The following is an 18,038-nucleotide window of genomic DNA, read 5'->3' as shown; positions in this document are numbered from 1 at the left end:
CGGGCTGATTTACAAGCACGTTAGTGTGGCAATAATGGCATACAAAAAGCAACCTCGCAGTCTTGAAACCCCTGCGGGGATGCCAATTCAACACCTAAAGGAAGTAGGAGTTGCACAGATGGACGATAACATAGTAGAGGTAATACCGGGCATCTTTGGTGAAGTTCAGCCGACGGGCTGTATTATCTCTACCCTAACCAAATCTAGGAGTGGCTATGCAAACAAAAGACTTCGCATTAACGGTGAATGGAAAACGTTTACTGTCCACCGTTTAGTATTAGAAAATATCTTAGGTCGTCCGATTAGACCGGAATACTTTGCTTGCCACACTTGTGATGTCCGCAACTGCATTAATCCAAACCATTTATGGGAAGGTTCTAGACTGGAAAATTCTCAAGATAGGTTTAAGAAAGGACGAATTAAAGATGTAGGAAGTACATCTGCGCTGAAACCTCAAAAACAAGTGCGAGGCATAGAAGTAATTCCAGGCATTCGCGCTGAAATACAGCCGAACGGCTGCATGATTTGTACCTTGGTTAAAAGAAGTGATGGTTACGCCATTAAGGGTACTAAAATTAATGGCAAAACAAAAAGTTTCTACGCTCACAGACTTGTACTGGAACACAAACTGGGAAGACCTGTTAAACCCGGTTATTTTGCGTGTCACAGTTGCGACGATCGCGGTTGTGTCAATCCTGACCATTTGTGGGAAGGAACCCCCGCCGATAACTCCCGCGATGCTATAGAAAAAAACCGCTTTCCTTTCGTTCCCGGCAAGATATCTATCCACCGCAAACTCCAACCCGAACAGGTGCGCGAGATTCGCTATCTTTTAAGTGAGGGCATATCGAAAACAAAAATAGCCAGGACATTTGCGATATCTCGCAGTCAGATTATTCTCTTGGCAAGGGGCGAGATATACAGAGACCTTCTCTAGAACTACTAACATAGACCCAATACAATAACGCTTAAAATCAGGAATAAAACTATGCTGCCGGAGCAACAACAGAGGATAATGGGCTACTTTATTGAGGAGGCAAAAGACCACCTCAATACGATCGAACAAGGGTTGCTGAATCTGCAAACCACGATCGAAGACCCCGAACTGGTCAACGAAGTATTTAGGGCCGCTCACTCTGTCAAAGGAGGAGCAGCAATGCTGGGGCTGACGAGCATTCAGCAAACAGCTCACCGACTAGAAGATAGTTTTAAAGTATTAAAAGAGTGCAGCGTTAAAGTAGACCAACAGCTAGAGTCCCTTTTTCTGCGAATTTTTGACACATTGCAAGGGCTGTTAGAGCAACTGTCGGGGCCTTTTGGACTGACAGAAGAATTGGGAGAACAGATGGTTCGAGAATTAGAACCAGTATTTGAAGAACTTAATGGGCACTTGGGGGGACTCGTTGGACACGGAGAACACCATGCAGACGAGAGCTACGCGATGTCAGTACCCGAACCAGTTATGGCGGGGGTGGGAGTCGGGGCCTTTGCCTCATCAAAGAGTTTTCCAGATTCGCGGTCAGTTTACGCACCTGATGCCAGAACAACAGAAGACAGCGCGCTGCAGCTAGTATTTGACTCGGACGTGCCGGCGAGGATGCGGGAACTCCTGCAAGAGTTTAAACAGCCGGAGGGGCCAGAAAGCAGGCGGCAACTTAAGAACATTTGTCGGAACTTGCTCAGGGCGGGGGAAGAATTTGAACTGCCCTGCTGGATAGAATTGATCCAAGCTGTATCCAAGGCGATCGCCAACCCAGACAATACCTACCGTACCTTAGCCCCAACGGTGATCAAAGACATCAAACAAGCGCAAGAACTGGTAATTTCTGGTCTAGAATCGTCGATCGCCCCAAGCGCAAAACTTCTGTCGCTGCAGCCGGCTGTTCTGGTTCCAGAAACAGATTTTGAAGATTTGCTGGCCTTCGCTCAACCGACGAGTAAATCCGGGAAAAATGTGGTTTCTGTTGAGGATGAGGCCTGGGATCTGGTGGGTTCGGGCGATGCCCAGGATGGATTGAACAAGTTGCTGCCGACTATTTCTGGGCTGAGTATAGACGAGCTGTTCGACCAACTCGATAGCGGCGACAGCAACGATGACAATGGCATTCGATCGTCCCAGTTCGACGAAGATTCCGCCTTCGCAGAATCGGATATAGAGACGGGTGCTTTTAGAGGCTCGACCCGCAGCGGCCCGGAAGTGGGCGCGGCAGAACTCAACACTTTAGCTGACTTGTTTGACGGCGAGTCCCCGGATCTCGACGGCGCTTGGGAAGAAGAAGAAGACCTCGACTATGCACACTCTTCTGGGATATCGGCGGCCCGAATGCTGGGGTTAGACGATGATGACAATTCCGGCGATTTTACTGATTTGTTGTTTGACGAATACGATGCGGAAAGTTCCGAAACGAATAGGACGCCTCCGATTGATGACCTGACGAGTTTGTTTGGGGAGGATTTGCTGTTTGGAGAAGAGGCAGAGGGCTCGACAGTAGCTGCCGATCGGAAAAATGCGGGTTCGAGCCAGCGGTTAACCCGCAACCAGGTTAAAACGGGTAACGGTAGGGGCGGTTTGGAGCGGCGATCCGACACGGTGGCCCCAGCGAGGGGACAAGCTGACGAAGATGCTCTCGGTACGCTGTTGGACGAAGTGGCGGCCCAAACTTCTGCTGGTGGTACGGAGGACAATGCTGATTTCGAGAACTTGTTCGGCGATTTAGGCTTATCTGACGCAACAGGTGGGCAGGCAGTCTCTTCGGAGTATTCCCTGAAGTCGGAGGCTTTAGACGGAGAATCGAAGCAGCCGGCAGCCGGGGGGGACAATAATGATTCAGCGAATGCCGAAGCGCTTGAAGAGCCTGAAATGGATGATTTCGAGTTGTTCTCTGAGCTGGGCGAGGATTCGGATTTGAGCGAGTTGTTGGGGATTACTTCTAATTTCCTTTCTTCAGAAGACGAAGGTGGGGAGAACGGGGGCGATCGAGCTCAAGCTGCAGGCACCGCACAAAATGAGGAAATGGGCAACGTTCTTAACATGACATCAAATTCTGATTTAGATATCTCAGCAGATGAAAACTGGCTAGAAGATGCTTTCGGCCTGGAAGACGAGTCTGTGCAATCGCTCAACCTGGAAGGGGACGATACGGATTTGGATGCGCTGTTTGGGGATATGACCTCGGACGCGATTTCTGAGGATGAACAGACTGTGCGGGATCGGCAAGGAGTGGCTACTTCCCGAGAAGCTGCCGATTTGGCTGAGCTTTTCGGTTCTGTACCTACGGGTACGGAGTATGAGGGAGAAGCTTCGGGGCAAGCCCGTGGGGGTTGGCCCAAGGATGGGGATTCAGAATTGCTGAGTGCGGATTTGGGAGTTGATGAGGGCGACTTGGGGAGTTTGTTCGACAATAATAACAATGGTGCGGCGGTTTCCGACCAAGGCTTGGCAAATTCGGCAGAGGTTGAACTTGGGGCTTTGTCCGACGATCGTCCTGAGTCGGAAATTTCAAATCTCGAATCTGATGAGGGCGCAGCTTTCGATTTCTTGGAGGATATGTTTGGGGAAGGGCTGGTGCAGCAGCCCGATGCTGTAGTGGCGCCAGATGAGGGCGCGGCTCATGATGAGGAAGAATTGTCGGCCGAACTGCCCGATGGTTTGGCAGGCGGGGTGAGTGCTGATTTGTTCGATCGAGCCGAAACAGATGTCGCCGGGGAGTATGAGGGCGAAGATGATTTGTTTGATGCCCTGGAAACTGATTTTTCGAGTGTGGATTTAGAGCCGCTGCCTGCTGAATCTCTCGATGGTATGTTTGATGGCGATGCTGACTTGCTCTCGGCGATGGAAACCGGCGCTACTCTCAACAACGCAGAGTTGGAGGGTTTTGATGATTTGTTGGATTCGATCGATGCTGAGGTTTTGGTGACTTCGGAACTGACGACGGGCTTTTGGGACGCTGAGGACGAGTCAGCCCAGGCCGATGCCTCGGAGTTAGATGAGGGGTCGCTGGCAGACTTTTTTGGCGATGGCGAATCAGGCGATGAGGATGATTCTGAAGGCAATTTTGACGATTTAGAAGCACTGTTAATTGCAGGCGGTGCGGGAGCTGTCATAGCAGCTTCTGCGAGTACAAATCAGAGTCCGGTAAATACAGAAGTTTTCTCGGATCTTGAAGAACTCCTCAGCGAGAGCGCAACTATGCCGGAAATTCACGGGCTACCGGCGACAACTGCTAGTAAAGCCGCGCGCACCGCTGCCGATGAGAGCGACGACGAATTTGGCGATTTGGAAAAACTGCTCGAAGATCCCAAGGACAGCGGCCGCTCACAGGGGGAAGGCAATATGGGGCCGTCGGCGATCAACAGACCCAGGCGGAATGCCCGCGCGGGCGGGTTCGGCGACCAGACGATGCGGGTGCCGGTCAAGCAACTGGATAACCTCAGCAATTTGATGGGGGAACTGGTGGTGAACCGCAACAGTTTGGAGCAAGACCAAGAACGGATGCGCCAGTTTTTGGACAATTTGCTGCACCAGGTAACGCTGCTGAGCGATGTGAGCCAGCGGACTCAGGATTTCTACGAGCGGAGTCTTTTGGAGATTGCTTTGCTGGCAAACCGGCAGGGACACCGATCGGCCTGGCGCTCTGAGGATTCGGCCCACACGAGGGAAAGTGCCTGGAGACCAGAGGAAATGGACAGGTTTACTCCTTTCCACAGTTTGGCTCAGGAGATTATTGAGCTGATCGTGCGGGTGCGGGAGTCGGCTGCGGACATTGAGTTTTTGGTGGATGAGGCGGATCAGGTGACTCGCCAACTGCGGCAAGTTACGACTCAACTGCAAGAAGGTTTGACTCGCGCCCGGATGAAGCCGTTTGCGGAGACGACGGACAGGCTGTTCCGGGCGGTGCGGGAAATCGCGATTAAGTGCGGGAAGCAGGCTCAGTTGCAGGTTGAGGGTAAGGAGATTTTGATCGACAAGATGATTGTGGATCAGCTATATGACCCGATGACTCATTTGGTGAACAATGCGATTACTCACGGGATCGAAGCGCCGGAGGTGCGTCTGGCGGCTGGGAAGCCTGCAGTCGGCAGGATTACGATTCGCGCTTTCCACCAAGGGAACCAAACGGTGGTTTCGGTTTCTGACGACGGGGCCGGAATTGATCCGCAAAGGGTGAAGGCGAAGGCGATTAAGCAAGGTATGCTGACGGCGGCTCAGGCTCAGAGGATGTCTCGCTCGGAAGTTTACGATTTGCTGTTTATGCCCGGTTTCAGCACTCAGGAACAGGCGACGGAGTATGCCGGCCGGGGGGTCGGTATGAATGTGGTGCAGACTTCGCTGCAGGAGATTCGGGGCACTGTGTCGATCGATTCAACGATCGGCAAGGGGACTGTGTTTACCATCCGTTTACCTCTCGTGTTGAGTATTTCTAAGGCTCTGACTTGCATTAGCGATCGAGCTCGCATTGCTTTCCCGATGGATGGGGTCGAAGATATGATCGATGTACCTCGCGATCAGGTGACGACGGGGGCGGACGGTTTGCCTTGCATTGAGTGGCGGGGTCAAAGCTTGCCGTTCCGGCCGCTGCGGGATCTGCTGGCTTACAGCCGCCATTTGGGCCGGGGCAGTGTTTACGGGTTTAATACTGACGATGACATGATTTCGGTGATTGTGCTGCGCTCTGCTGGCAATTTCTTGGCGGTGCAGGTGGATCAGGTTTCGACGGAACAGGAAATTGTGATCAAGCCGTTGGAAGGGCCGGTGCCGAAGCCGATCGGGATTGCTGGGGCCACGGTGCTCGGAGACGGTCGGATCGTGGCGATTGCGGATGTTCTGGAGCTGATCGATTTGGCTACTGGAAGGCTGCGGAAGGACACTGGCGGTACGCTTTGGGATGAGGGCGAGAAGGCTACTAAGGAGGCGGAAATTGAGAAGACTGAGCCGACTGTGCTGATTGTGGATGACTCGATTACGGTGCGATCGCTCTTGTCGATTACTTTTGAGAAGTCTGGCTATCGTGTGGAAGAAGCTCGCGACGGTAAGGAAGCTTGGGAAAAGATGAAATCTGGTCTGCCTTGCGATATCGTTTTCTGCGATATTGAAATGCCGAGAATGGATGGTTTGGAACTACTTTCTCGGATGCAGAAAGATGCGGTTTTGTGTGAATTGCCGATCGCGATGCTAACTTCTCGCGGTGCTGACAGACACCGCCAAATGGCTTACAGTTTGGGCGCGAAAGGCTATTTCACTAAGCCTTATTTGGAGGAGCAATTGCTTGATGCTGCTTCTCGGATGTTGAAGGGTGAGGTTGTTGGTGCTCCGGTTGGTGTGTAATGTGTAAATCTGCTTTTATCTGCGGTTGAAAAATGGGAATTTGTTAACCGCAGATGAAATTGGATTGATTAAACCGCAGAGGACACAGAGAACGCAGAGAAAGAGAATAGAGAGAGGGATGATTCCGAGGAAGGACGAATTTGATATAATTTATCTGGGTTTATCTGTGTTTATCTGCGGTTGAAAAAGGGAGTTGATTGACCGCAGATTAAAATGGATTGATGCGGATTTAGATCGCGCTTTCGGTTTTGGTGGTAGGCTGGGAATGTGGGGTTTAGCGGAAGGGCGATCGAGGTTATTTATGGATGCTAAAGAACTTTTAGAAAGATATGCCAAAGGTGAACGAAAATTTCATAATGAACGGTTAAGTGGGGTAGACCTTAAAGGTGCTGACCTGAGTGGGATCGACCTACAGAGTGCTAATTTGACTGGAACTGATTTGAGTGGCATAAACCTAACAAATGCGAGTATTAACCATGCTAATCTGAGTCGGGCATCCCTGACAAGTGCAAACTTGAGTGGAATAAGTTGTGCTTCAAGCAATCTAAGTTTAGCAGAACTCAACGGTGCAAATTTGAGTAAAGCAAATCTGAGTGGCTCCAACTTGACTAATGCTAATCTTGAGATGGCAAATCTGAGTGGTGCAAACCTAACGGCTACTAACCTAAGTAGAGCCTCCTTGTTTCAGGCAGACTTAAATAGAGCTAACTTGACTAACGCTCATCTGACTGGAGCAAACCTGGCTGAAGCAAATTTAACTGCAACAATTCTAAATGGTGTAAAATTCTTAGAGGCAAATCTCAACGCTTGTAAACTCAGGGCAGTCAATTTGACAAAAAGCAATTTGTCAGGAATTAAGTTGATAGATGTAGATTTAAGTGTGGCAAACTTGGAAGAAGCTAACCTAAAAAAAGCCTGTTTGCAAAGCTCGAATCTCGAAAGAGCTAATCTACAAGGAGCCAATTTAAGTAGAGCCGATCTAAGTGGAGCAAACTTGAAAAAGGCAGACTTAACTAACGCAAGAACTTATGGTTGGAATATCGAAAATGCAGACTTCACTGGTGCTACAATGCCCGATGGAGAAATCTACCAGCCTGAAACCTCTGACGCAGAACTCTACCAGCCGGAAACTTCGGAAAAATTATCCCAAAAAGTAACATCTATGACGCGCAAAATTATTCGTACTGACAAAGCACCGGCACCCGTGGGCCCTTACAATCAAGCGATCGCCGCTACGGGCACTATGCTGTTTGTAGCTGGCCAAATTGCGATCGACATTAGACTAAACGATATTGTCTACACCGACGATGTGGCAAAACAAACCGAACAAGTTATGGCAAATCTCGAAGCCATTCTCACAGAAGCGGGCGCTACTTGGTTGGATGTGGTAAAAACTACGGTTTTCCTCAAAGATATGAATGATTTTGCCGCCGTGAATGCGGTTTATGCGAAATATTTTGATGCGGAAACTGCACCGGCGCGCGCTTGTGTGGAAGTTTCGCGGTTGCCGAAAGATGTGTTAGTTGAGATTGACTGTATTGCGGTTATTTAACGTAAGGAACCCCACGCTTAAAAGCGGGGGCTTTTAGAAACTCCGACTCGATCGCCAGCGGTGCAAGAAGAAAGCCCGAACCTTACCAGAGACAGGATTAGACCTACGTTTTTCGAGTCATGATACCGGCGAATGCGTCGCTAGTTTTCCGCTCTATCACTGAATGTTAAACAGGTTTAACGGGGTTAAGCCAGTGCCTTCAGTCTAAAAAGCTCTTAAAACATTCAAGGGAGCGAACTTTACCCAGCAATGGAGGACTTCATGTCTAATTTCGTTTTTGTAATTGATAGCCACAAGCAACCGCTCAATCCAGTGCGCCCAGGAATGGCTCGTAAATTGCTAACCGCTGGCAAAGCTGCTGTTTTCAAAAGGTATCCATTTACGATAATTCTCAAGGTAAGGAACCCCACGCTTAAAAGCGGGGGCTTTTAGAAACTCCGACTCGATCGCCAGCGGTGCAAGAAGAAAGCCCGAACCTTACCAGAGACAGGATTAGACCTACGTTTTTCGAGTCATGATACCGGCGAATGCGTCGCTAGTTTTCCGCTCTATCACTGAATGTTAAACAGGTTTAACGGGGTTAAGCCAGTGCCTTCAGTCTAAAAAGCTCTTAAAACATTCAAGGGAGCGAACTTTACCCAGCAATGGAGGACTTCATGTCTAATTTCGTTTTTGTAATTGATAGCCACAAGCAACCGCTCAATCCAGTGCGCCCAGGAATGGCTCGTAAATTGCTAACCGCTGGCAAAGCTGCTGTTTTCAAAAGGTATCCATTTACGATAATTCTCAAGGTAGAGGCAACAACAATCCAAAAACCAATCACCCTTAAATTAGATCCTGGGTCTAAAACTACAGGAATTGGATTACTCCAAGGAGAAAGCGTAATTTTTGGTGCAGAATTAACTCACAGAGGTCAATCCATCAAAGCTAGCATTGAGTCTCGCCGTTCACTGCGTAGAGGAAGGAGAAACCGCCATACTCGCTATCGGAAAGCTAGATTTTTAAACAGGACTCGTCCTAAAGGATGGTTAGCCCCAAGCTTACAGCATCGTGTCGAAACAACCCTAACCTGGGTAACTAGATTGACGAAAGTTGCTCCCATTTCTTCTATTGTTCAAGAACTTGTGCGGTTCGACTTACAACAACTAGAGAACCCAGAAATTAGTGGACTAGAATACCAACAAGGCGTTTTATGTGGCTACGAAATTCGCGAATATTTGTTGAACAAATGGGACAGAAAGTGCGCGTATTGTGGAGTTACTGATACACCTCTACAAGTCGAACACATTCATCCCAAAGCTAAAGGTGGATCTAATCGTATTTCTAATCTTTGCCTTGCTTGCGATGCTTGCAACAAAAAGAAAGGTACTCAAGACGTTGAGCAATTCCTATCTAAAAAGCCAGAGATTTTGAAGCGGATTTTATCTCAAGCAAAACGTCCATTAAAAGATGCAGCAGCAGTCAATTCGACTCGCTGGGCATTATTTAACCGACTTAATATGACTGGTTTACCAGTTTCTACTGGCAGTGGTGGCTTGACAAAATTCAATCGCACTCGACTAAACCTACCCAAATCTCATTGGTTAGATGCTGCAAGTGTCGGCAAAGTCGAAGAATTAAAGGTACTGATTTGTCAACCGCTGCTAATCAAGGCAGCAGGACACGGTACTCGACAAATGTGTGGCACAAATAAGTTTGGCTTCCCAATTCGTCACAAGTCGAGAAAACAAATTCATTTCGGTTTTCAGACTGGCGATATTATCAGCGCAACAGTCACCGCAGGCAAAAAAGTTGGCTATTATGTGGGACGAGTTCTTTGCCGTGCATCTGGCTCATTCGATCTTGCTACAACTAAGGGAAGAGTAGCAGGAATTAGTCATAAATATTGCAAGCCTATTCACAAGAAAGATGGCTATTCCTATGGATTTTGATTCAAGGCGACTGAAGTCGCAACCGCTTTCCTCCCCATGTCTAAAGCCAGGGGCTTCTCGCTCGTTCTTCGGTGAGTTAGAGTGCTGAGCTGGCACGTCGATCTTTCTACGTGCCAAGTATCTAGAGTCTGACTCCTCAAGCTGCAATAGTCTCACTACTTCTTCAAATTAGCAGGAGGAGTTTCAGGTACAACCCAGTAATAGACTGTTCTGCCGTCCACTTTTACTACCTGCTCAGGTTTCCACTCGCCCATATCGAATTCATGGGAAACAATGCGCGTACCTGGTTTTAATTCACTGAGTAATTTGGGGCGCAGTTTTACGTTGAGTTCTGGCAGTAGGTAAAGCGTGACAACTGTTGCCTCACTGAAGTCTGTTTGGAATAAATCTTCCTGACGAAACTGGACACGATCGGTCACGCCAGCCTTTTTGGCGTTCTCGTTAGCTTCTCGAATGCGTTCTGGGCTGATGTCAATACCAATGCCCCGCGCGCCAACCTTTTGAGCGGCTGCAATCACAATCCTACCGTCTCCACTACCCAAGTCGTAAACTACGTCATTGGCTTGCACGTTTGCCAGCCGCAGCATTTCATTCACAACCGGTACAGGGGTTGGAACGTAAACGACATCGGGTTGACGGGTGGGAGCTTCTGTTGTGGGGCTAGGAGTCGCTTGAGCCACATCGGAAACAGAATTAGTTGGGGATGCGGCAGCCGGAGTTGGAGCCACTGTCTCAAAGTTACGTTGTTGGGTACAGCCGATCGCAGCAAAACTGAAAATGCTAACGCCAACAAAGAATGATTGCCTAATGGTTTTGAGTTGCACGATTGTAAATCTCCAAAAAAAGTTGCTATGTAGTGTGACGGGCAAAGGGAATACCCAGTAGAACAACGATGACCCCTACGATCGCGCCGATGCCTGTATAAACCAGGCTGGAATAGAGCAAATAGCCACAAATGGCGCAGAACATTATGGGAACGATCGGGTAAAACGGTACGCTAAACGGGCGTAGTCGATCGGGTTCTCGAATGCGTAAAACAATTAACGACAGGGTGCTGATCAAAAAGAAAAACCAGAAGATGGGCGCAGTGTAGTCCACCATTGTTTCAAATCCTTTGCGGGTGAAGGTTCCCAGCCCAATCAGGGTCAGCGCGATCGCACCTTGCAATAAATAAGCGGTTGTCGGTGAACTCGGATGCGGGTGCCAGCGTGCCAACCAGCGAAATGCAGACCTATCCTGCCCCAGAGCAAAGCTGCTGCGTGCCCCCGTAAAGATGCTGGCGTTGATCGACCCCAGGGTGGCGGTCACAACCAGTAAACTCACAAACGCGGCTCCCGGTTCACCCAGCACTCGCCGCAGTAAATCTGATGCAACGGCTTGAGAGTCGGTCATGCCTGCGATACCCAATCCCCGCAGATATGCCAGATTAATCAGCAGATAAAGTCCTGTAATGATGCCAATGCTCCAGAGGAATGATCGCAAAATATTGCGCTGTGGGTTGTGAATTTCGGCAGAAATGTAAGCGGCTTCATTCCAACCACCATAGGACAGCAGCACGAAGACCAGCGCTAAGCCCCAGGAAGAGGTACGGGAGGCATCGGAGGAAAGGGCCGGGACGGGAGGAGGGGAGGATGCCAGACCCACTACGATGACCAGCAGTAAGCCTAAAACGAGTATCACCGCTAGCCCGTTCTGGAGGCTTTTACTCTGGCGCAGTCCAATGATGTTGAGCATTGTGAGCAGGGCGATCGCGACTGCTGCGTAAATTGCAGGGGAGTAGCCACCTAGTCGAAATAGCTCAGAGGCATAGTCGCCAAACACAAATGCCAGCAGCGCGATCGATCCAGTCTGAATCACGGTCATGCGTGCCCAGGCAAATAAAACTGCGATCGGTTGCCCCAATGCCCGTTTCAGGTAGTAGTAGTTGCCGCCGACATGGGGATATGTAGTTGCCAATTCGGCGTAGCAAAGTGCCCCCAGCAATGACACAACACCGCCTATCAGCCAGACTCCTATGACACCACCAACGGTTCCGGTATTAGCCGCGACCAGAGCAGGGGTTTCAAAAATGCCTGCGCCGATTACTAGCCCGACAATCAGGGCGATCGCATCAATTAGACTAATAGAGGGTTTTGGAGTCCCTGTTTGGGGTTCGTTACGTTCCACCAGTGCAGTGTTCTCTAATCTATCCACAGTTTTAGCTTCTCAACGAGTAGAATTTTTTACGACACCCAGGCTTAAACCAATTTCCGTTTTGCCCAAAAGTCCGGCGCCGACTCAGAAGAATTAGAATTCCTGCGATACCAGAAATTAAATAAAAAGAGTTGCTGGAAACGTGAACTGTTCATCCTTAAAAATCTATTTAGGAGAGGGTTGACAATCAAGGTCTACTCTTAGCTTCCACAGCAAATGTGACTCAAAGGTGACAATCCCCACATTTTTCCAATTAATTACTGGGAGCCTATCGATATTACAGAAGACAAAATTTCTAGTCCTTCTCATCACCAGCACTAAATCCCTGCTTGGGATCGGCGGTACTTGATCTATTTCCCACTCGCCAATGGTGGAGCAATTTTTCGCTCAACCGCTTAGTTCTTCATCCGGTAGCTGATCAATTTGCGGACATTTTCAACCGGCATTGCTAATTCTTGGGCGATCGTTGCTTCGACCTGACTGGTTTGGGTAACAGGAAACTCGTATTCCAGCTTCTTTAAAGTTGAGTCACTGGTGTTGACAAAAATAGTGGTAACACCCAGGCTGCGATCGATTTCTGCATTTATGGTCAAGATTGTTACTGGTAATCTCCGATTTAACGGTCTATCTGCCAGTAGTTTGTTGACAGAGTTATACGGACGGCTTAGAGTTTGGGCCGCGATGAAGTTACCTGTAGTCCAGAATAAGGCTGCTACCAATGGCAGAGGTACCCAAAATTCCCAGGCAGCGCGGTGTAGAAGTGGTAGGATGCGAGGTAAAGTCATGGGAATGTTGGATTTTAGATTTAGATTGCTCGAAATAATCGGGAGAAACTACCAACATTTTAGTTAGCAACTGATTGGCATAAATCTTACCTGTGATGGATGCTTTTCCTAAATTTCTTCTCTAACATACATAAAATTTGCCGAACAATGGTTAGACGGATGCGAATTCTCCTGGTAGAAGACGATGTAGATCAACTGGAGCCACTTCAAGCTGCTCTCTCTGAGGCTGGACATATTGTCGATGGTGTAGAAGATGGGGCGACGGCCCAGTGGATTTTATCGAAGCGGGACTATGATCTGTTGATCCTTGATTGGTTATTACCTGAGATCAGTGGCTTAAGCTTATGCCAGCAATACCGCCGTCTGGGAAAAACGGCCCCGGTGTTGCTGTTGACTGCCAAAGATGCGATTGTTGACAAAATTAGCGCTTTAGACGCTGGAGCCGATGATTATCTCATCAAACCCGCCGATGTGTTTGAACTGCTGGCACGGGTGCGGGCCTTGGGACGACGATCGCCACTTTGGAAAGGGGATACTTTACAGGTTGAAGATATGACTCTACATCTATCAACGCTGACTATTGAACGGGGGGAGCAAAGTATGCAGTTATCGACTCGTGAATTTCTATTTCTAGAGTATCTGATGCGCCATCCTCGTCAGATACTCTCCCGCAGCCAAATAGAACAAGCCTTGTGGGAGTGGGGCAACGAACCTGAGAGTAATGCGATTACTGTCCTAGTGCGTCGTCTGCGGCAGCGATTGCAGATGATAGGTGCTGTCAGTTGGCTAGAAACCGTATATGGTATGGGATATCGCTTGAATCCAGATGTTTAATCGTAGCCGCCGCAATCTGGCCCACTGGTTTACGCTCTCGATGGGGGCTATTCTGATCGTGTTTGCCGGGATCATTTACTACCAGCGAGCGGTTAACAGCTTAGAAGAGTGCGATCGACTACTCTACAAAAAAGCAAGAGTCATGGCTGCCAATATTGACTATGGTTTGCGGCAGGGAAAAGAACACATCGATCTGAGTAACGTTCCGATTCTTGGTAATTATTCTCCTCCCTCTGGCAGTGAAATTGTTTACGCTAGGTGGTATTCAGCGACTGGACAACTGCAACAGTTTTATGGGGCGCAGCCCTCGGATCGGATTCAGGCTCGCGCGGCGTTTCAAACCATTGAGTCTTCCCCCGAGTGGCTGCGACAATTAACGCTTCCGGTTGACTACAACGGACGCACGATTGGCTACCTCCAGATTGCCATCCCTTTGACGGATGCTCAGAAAACACTGAGAGAGTTACTGATTGTGATGGTGATAACATTGCCCTTGACTCTGGGCGCGATTAGTCTAGTAGGTTGGTTTTTAGGCGGATTGGCTATGCAACCGATTCAAAACGCCTATGTCCAAATGCAAAGATTTACGTCTGATGCTTCCCACGAACTAAGGGCACCGCTTGCCACCATACTCAGCAATGCCCAGGTTGGCTTACTCAGCCCAGTCGATGCCGGCGGGCCTAAGCACTCTCGATTGGAAAAGATTGCTGAAACGGCTAAGTCGATGAATCGGTTGGTGACTGATCTCTTGTTTTTAGCACGACAGGCAGGACAGTTAGATGCAAAGTCGATTCAATCGATTCACTTGAATGACCTGTTAAAAGATACGATCGCCACTTCATCAATACAGGGTGTTGCCCAGCATTTAAGCCTTCATTTAGAACTGCCTGAAGAGAGAGTTATCATCAAAGCCAATTCTGATTTATTAAAACAAGCTATCACTAATCTACTCACCAATGCCTGCAAATATACCTTACCTGAAGGAACAGTGTGGCTGCGGTTATTGACTCAATCTCATCGCATTTTAATTCAAATAGAAGATACGGGAATCGGCATTCCCGATGTAGATTTGCCACACATTTTTGACCGATTTTACCGAGTTGATGAGGTACGAACACGGAAGAAAGGCGGCTCTGGATTGGGATTGGCGATCGCCCAGCAAATTGTGGAAGCTCACGGCGGACACCTAACGGTAAGTAGCGAGGTTGGGAAAGGTTCTCTGTTTCAAATAGAACTGCCCCTGTCAATCGATTTTAGATTTTAGATTTTAGATTTTAGATTTTAGAATTGAAGCATTGACCCAGCCCAAAAACCGATACCGTGCCACGTACTTAAGTCGTGGAAATATAAAAATTTTAGACTCTTGTTCAAGCTCCCAGATTGCATCTGTGGGGTAAATCTAAAATCTAAAATCTAAAATCTAAAATCGACTGACCCCACGGATAAATTCGGGGGCTCCTTTATCGGATACAGGTTTTTTATTTCTGGACTGATGAATCACGTGGCGGGTATCCTGGATGCGGGAATTGTCATAGAAGATATCCTGCGGCTATAACGGGGACATCGAAGATTGTCACTCTTGAATCACAGTTGCGATCGATTGTGTAGTTGCGGTTTCAGCCGCCGAGGGGAAAGTGCGCGACTTTATTAACTTCTACAGCCGATCGCACTTTTGTCGATCTGTCGCTGTCGCGCACCTACTCCCAAATCTGAAACAATCAGATTTAATCACGAGTTAGCAATTAGCAATTACTAATCACCAGTTAGCAATTAGCAATTAGCAATTACTCTATAAGTAATTACCAATTACCAACTGTAAACTATTTATTCAACGCTTCGCGGGCGGCTACCGCTTCGTCGGGATGAATATTCAAGCGGGTCAAATTAATTCGACCTTTGTTGTCAATTTCTCGCACTTTGACAATCACTTCATCGTTCACAGCTAACTCGTCTTCCACTTTCCCAACGCGGTAGTCAGCTAACTGGGAAATGTGAATCATTCCTTCTTTTCCGGGCAAAATTTCCACAAAAGCGCCGATCGGAATAATTCGAGTTACGCGGCCGACATACACATCTCCTGCATTCAACTTGCGCGTCATGCCTTGGACAATGTTGTATGCCCGCTGAGCTTTTTCGCTGTCGTTGCCAGCAATTGTCACGGTTCCGTCGTCTTCGATGTCTATTTTGACACCGGTTTCTTCGGTGATGGCTTTGATCGTTTTGCCACCTGGCCCAATTACCAAACCGATAAATTCTGGATCGATTTTCAGGGTTAGCAAACGCGGTGCAAACGGCGACATTTCCTTGCGGGGAGTGTCGATGCTTGCCAGCATTCTTTCTAAAATGTGCAGTCTGGCGGGTTTGGCTTGGCGGATGGCATTGGCAATTACATCTAAGGGCAAACCTTTGATTTTCATGTCCATCTGCAAAGCAGTAATCCCGGTGTCGGTACCGGCTACTTTGAAGTCCATGTCGCCTAAGAAGTCTTCAATTGCCTGAATGTCAGTCAAAATTCGGACTTCATCGCCTTCTTTAATTAAGCCCATTGCCGCGCCGCTGACGGGTTGGGAAAGGGGAACGCCTGCATCCATTAATGCTAGGGTTGAGGCGCAAACTGAACCCATTGAGGTGGAACCGTCGGAAGAAAGGACTTCTGAAACTACGCGAATCACGTAGGGGAAATCTTCTTTGGATGGCAAAACCGGCAGTAAAGCGCGTTCTGCGAGGGCTCCGTGACCGATTTCTCGGCGTCCGGGCGATCGCATCGGCTTGGTTTCTGCTACCGAAAACGGCGGGAAATTGTAGTGATGCAGGTAGCGTTTGTCTTGCTGTGGGTGCAAGTCGTCTCCTAAGTCTTGGGCGTCGCCTGGGGTTCCCAGGGTAGCTGCAGACAAGACTTGGGTTAACCCCCGATTAAACAACCCAGTGCCGTGTACTCGCGACGGCAGCACGCCTACGCGACAAGAAACGGGTCGCACCTCGTCTAGCTTGCGGCCGTCTACGCGGATGCCATCTTCGAGGATTTGTTTCCGCATCATTTTTTTGGTAACGTCTTTGAAAACGTTGCCGATCGCCTTGCTGTTGGCGGTGGCTGCTAGTTTTACCGGATCGTCTTCGGCAAGTTCGGCGATCGCAGCTTCGACTTCATTTGCCTTAACTTCGTCCAATGCTGCATTCCGTATTGTTTTGTCTTTTTCAAATCTTGACAAAATGATGCGGATGGGTTCTTGGGCGCGATCGCGAATAAAGTTTTCCAGGGCCGAATCTTGCGATGGCCGTTCCTCTACCACCAAATCGATGCCCAATTCCGCCATAATTTCGCGCTGGGCTTGAATCAAGTCACAGGCTGCTTCATAGCCGAAGTCGATCGCCTCGATGATATCCTGTTCCGGCAATTGGTTAGCGCCAGCTTCTACCATGATTACTCCGTCAGGAGAACCAGCTACCACGAGATCCAACTCGCCTTCTTTGATTTCGCTGTAGGTGGGGTTGATGATGAAATCGTCCCCTACCAAACCGACTCGCACTGCAGCCATCGGCCCGTAAAACGGCATTTTCGCCAGCAGTATCGCCACCGAAGCCCCCGTCACCGCCAAAACGTCTGGTGGCACTTGTTCGTCCATCGAAACCGTTGTGGCTACAACTTGGATGTCATCTCGCAGCCAGCTTGGAAATAGCGGACGCAGCGGTCGATCGATCAAACGGCCAGTCAAAGTCACTTTTTCTGGGGGGCGCCCTTCCCGGCGCAAAAATCCACCGGGAATTTTACCGCCAGCGTAGAGTCTCTCTTCGTAATCCACCAACAGGGGCAGGAAATCAATTCCTTCTCTCCCCTGGGATCGAGTCGCTGTCACTAAAACCGCCGTGTCACCCGACTGAATCAAAACTGCACCGCCTGCTTGAGGCGCTAGTAAACCAATCTTCAGTCTAATATCCCGTCCATCGAAGGATATTGACTTGTCTATCTCTACCATGTAGCACTGCTTCCTTATCTACCACATTCTTTCTCTGTCGGGATCGTAACATTACCACAGGATGTTTGAGAGTCCGACGCCAAAAGACAGGGATAATCGCCTCGCGATCGACTGTCTGCGTCTCGATTGTAGGCATTTATACTCTAAATTATTTTTTGCAGTCTGGGGTCGATGCTTCGGTCGATCGTCCGCTAAACGCCTTCCATAGATGGTACGATGAATTTTCGTTTGGGAATTGGGACGTTGAAGGAAGAAGGAAGAAGGATTTAGTTATCTAAGCCAGGGAATAAGCGGTAAGGTGTGCCATAAGTACCTAAATACACAGGTTCTACCTAATTCCTATCTGGGTCAATTTTTCCTCGGTTTGTTTTAAATAAAAATTTCATTTATCCATATAAATGCTGTAGTCAACCTCGCACTTAAATACAAATATCAGGGTAAAAA

At 48.7% G+C, this 18,038-nt stretch carries 10 protein-coding genes and 1 pseudogene; 7 read left to right on the top strand and 4 right to left on the bottom strand.

What is annotated here, in order from left to right; translation table 11 throughout:
• The first annotated feature begins 34 nt into the window (after positions 1-34).
• From QUB51_RS19155 to iscB, 5 genes and pseudogenes are all read left to right on the top strand, one after another.
• Positions 35-937, top strand: coding sequence for an HNH endonuclease (locus QUB51_RS19155; RefSeq protein ID WP_333262664.1), 903 nt, complete (start codon positions 35-37; stop codon positions 935-937).
• A 51-nt stretch (positions 938-988) separates the two neighbouring features.
• Positions 989-6,325 (top strand): response regulator, encoded by a 5,337-nt coding sequence (locus tag QUB51_RS19150; protein ID WP_333232257.1) that lies wholly within the window; start codon positions 989-991, stop codon positions 6,323-6,325.
• A 193-nt stretch (positions 6,326-6,518) separates the two neighbouring features.
• Complete coding sequence (locus QUB51_RS19145) at positions 6,519-7,877, top strand: Rid family detoxifying hydrolase (protein ID WP_333262668.1); 1,359 nt, start codon at positions 6,519-6,521, stop codon at positions 7,875-7,877.
• 261 nt (positions 7,878-8,138) lie between these two features.
• A pseudogene (locus tag QUB51_RS19140) lies at positions 8,139-8,273 on the top strand (RRXRR domain-containing protein); the annotation flags it as partial.
• A gap of 260 nt (positions 8,274-8,533) precedes the next feature.
• Positions 8,534-9,808, top strand: a complete 1,275-nt coding sequence (iscB, locus tag QUB51_RS19135) for an RNA-guided endonuclease IscB (RefSeq protein WP_333262671.1) — start codon at positions 8,534-8,536, stop codon at positions 9,806-9,808.
• A gap of 155 nt (positions 9,809-9,963) precedes the next feature.
• Here the strand turns inward: iscB and QUB51_RS19130 are convergent, their stop codons facing one another.
• The 3 genes from QUB51_RS19130 to QUB51_RS19120 all read right to left on the bottom strand — a co-directional run bounded on the left by QUB51_RS19130 (position 9,964) and on the right by QUB51_RS19120 (position 12,786).
• A complete protein-coding gene (locus tag QUB51_RS19130; RefSeq protein ID WP_333210854.1) occupies positions 9,964-10,632 on the bottom strand; it encodes a class I SAM-dependent methyltransferase in 669 nt (222 codons plus the stop codon).
• A gap of 25 nt (positions 10,633-10,657) precedes the next feature.
• On the bottom strand, positions 10,658-12,001 hold the full coding sequence (locus tag QUB51_RS19125; protein WP_333210852.1) for an amino acid permease: 1,344 nt from the start codon (positions 11,999-12,001) through the stop codon (positions 10,658-10,660).
• Between the two features lie 395 nt (positions 12,002-12,396).
• Positions 12,397-12,786, bottom strand: coding sequence for a hypothetical protein (locus QUB51_RS19120; RefSeq protein WP_333056441.1), 390 nt, complete (start codon positions 12,784-12,786; stop codon positions 12,397-12,399).
• A 159-nt stretch (positions 12,787-12,945) separates the two neighbouring features.
• Between QUB51_RS19120 and rppA the strand changes: the two genes are divergently transcribed.
• Both rppA and QUB51_RS19110 read left to right on the top strand, forming a co-directional pair.
• Positions 12,946-13,620, top strand: coding sequence for a two-component system response regulator RppA (gene rppA, locus QUB51_RS19115; protein ID WP_333056440.1), 675 nt, complete (start codon positions 12,946-12,948; stop codon positions 13,618-13,620).
• A complete protein-coding gene (locus QUB51_RS19110) occupies positions 13,613-14,884 on the top strand; it encodes a HAMP domain-containing sensor histidine kinase (protein WP_333056439.1) in 1,272 nt (423 codons plus the stop codon). Before rppA ends, QUB51_RS19110 begins: the two co-directional genes overlap by 8 nt.
• A 556-nt stretch (positions 14,885-15,440) precedes the next feature.
• On the opposite strand, the gene QUB51_RS19105 is transcribed toward QUB51_RS19110, so the two are convergent.
• Entirely contained in the window at positions 15,441-17,594 is a 2,154-nt protein-coding gene (locus tag QUB51_RS19105; RefSeq protein WP_333056438.1) for a polyribonucleotide nucleotidyltransferase, read from the bottom strand.
• Between the last annotated feature and the right edge of the window lie 444 nt (positions 17,595-18,038).

It is taken from the genome of Microcoleus sp. AT8-A3, assembly GCF_036705675.1.
In the GTDB taxonomy this organism is placed as follows: domain Bacteria; phylum Cyanobacteriota; class Cyanobacteriia; order Cyanobacteriales; family Microcoleaceae; genus Microcoleus.
This window is presented reverse-complemented; position numbering and strand designations above follow the sequence as displayed.

Coding starts and splice junctions, on each gene's coding strand:
- QUB51_RS19155 (WP_333262664.1), top strand. CDS start 35: ATGGCATACAAAAAGCAACCTCGCAGTCTTGAAACCCCTGCGGGGATG.
- QUB51_RS19150 (WP_333232257.1), top strand. CDS start 989: ATGCTGCCGGAGCAACAACAGAGGATAATGGGCTACTTTATTGAGGAG.
- iscB (WP_333262671.1), top strand. CDS start 8,534: ATGTCTAATTTCGTTTTTGTAATTGATAGCCACAAGCAACCGCTCAAT.
- QUB51_RS19120 (WP_333056441.1), bottom strand. CDS start 12,786: ATGACTTTACCTCGCATCCTACCACTTCTACACCGCGCTGCCTGGGAA.
- rppA (WP_333056440.1), top strand. CDS start 12,946: ATGCGAATTCTCCTGGTAGAAGACGATGTAGATCAACTGGAGCCACTT.
- QUB51_RS19110 (WP_333056439.1), top strand. CDS start 13,613: ATGTTTAATCGTAGCCGCCGCAATCTGGCCCACTGGTTTACGCTCTCG.
- QUB51_RS19105 (WP_333056438.1), bottom strand. CDS start 17,594: ATGGTAGAGATAGACAAGTCAATATCCTTCGATGGACGGGATATTAGA.